At 70.5% G+C, this 1108-nt stretch carries 1 protein-coding gene; it reads left to right on the forward strand.

All coding sequences use genetic code 11. The features are described 5' to 3' along the window. Nucleotides 1-57: 57 nt before the first annotated feature. Nucleotides 58-1108: WxL protein peptidoglycan domain-containing protein (locus GA0115259_RS37600; protein WP_093605061.1), on the forward strand; the 1051-nt coding region annotated here is incomplete at its 3' end.

Genomic DNA, 1108 nt, shown 5'->3' on the forward strand with positions numbered 1-1108 from the left:
CGGGGCAGGCGCCGTCCGGTGCCTGCCCCGCCACTTCGTTTCCAGGAGAACCCCGACATGCACGTGCCCGTAACGCGCCGGAAGACCACCGCCGCCGCCCTCGTCCGTACCGCCGCCCTGGCCCTGCTCATGGCCTTCGCGATCGCCGGCCTGCCCGCAGGTCCCGCTCTGGCGGCCGACGGCGATGTCACCTGGACGGTCAGGACGGCCGCGAACGGGTACGGCGACGACCGCTCCAGCTACACCTACGGCGTCAACCCAGGCGGACAGATCAAGGACGCCATGGTCGTCGCCAACCACAGCAAGTCCCCGCTCGAACTCGCGGTGTACGCCTCGGACGGCTACACGACCGACACGGGACAGCTCGACCTGCTCACCAAGGACAAGAAGTCCGTCGGAATCGGCGCCTGGGTGCACGCCGGCCGCGCCAGCGTCGTGATCAAGCCCGGCAAGTCCGCCGAGGTGCCCTTCACGGTCGGCGTTCCGGCCAATGCCACGCCCGGCGACTACGTGGGCGGCATCCTCACCTCACTGAAGCAGGCCGACGACGCCGAGGGCATCAACGTCGACCGGCGCCTCGGTATCCGGGTCAAGCTGCGGGTCAGCGGCGAGCTCAAGCCGAAGCTCGCGGTGGAGGACCTCCATGTCGACTACGACGGTACGTTCAACCCGTTCGCCAAGGGCGACGCCACCGTCACGTACACGATCCACAACACCGGCAACGCCCTTCTGTCGGCCCGTCAGACGGTCTCGGTCTCGGGCCCGTTCGGCCGGCTGCGGACGGAGGCGGGCGACATCGCCGCGCCGCCGGAGCTGCTCCCGGGCGAGAAGTGGAAGGTGAAGGTCCCGGTCCACGGCGTGGCCCCGGGAGTCAGCCTGGCCGCCACCACAACACTCACCCCCCTGCTCACCGACGCCTCGGGCTCCACCACATCCCTCAAGCCCGTCGAGTCCACGACCCACGGCTGGGCCGTCCCCTGGACGCTGCTCGTGCTGCTGCTCGTCCTCCTCGCAGCCGCCACCGCCACCATCCTCCTCACCCGCCGCACCAGAGCCCGCCGCAAACTCCGCGAGGATGCCCGCGTCCGAGACGCGGTCGAGCAGGCAC

Origin of the sequence: Streptomyces sp. MnatMP-M17, assembly GCF_900091995.1 — a bacterium.
GTDB lineage: Bacteria > Actinomycetota > Actinomycetes > Streptomycetales > Streptomycetaceae > Streptomyces.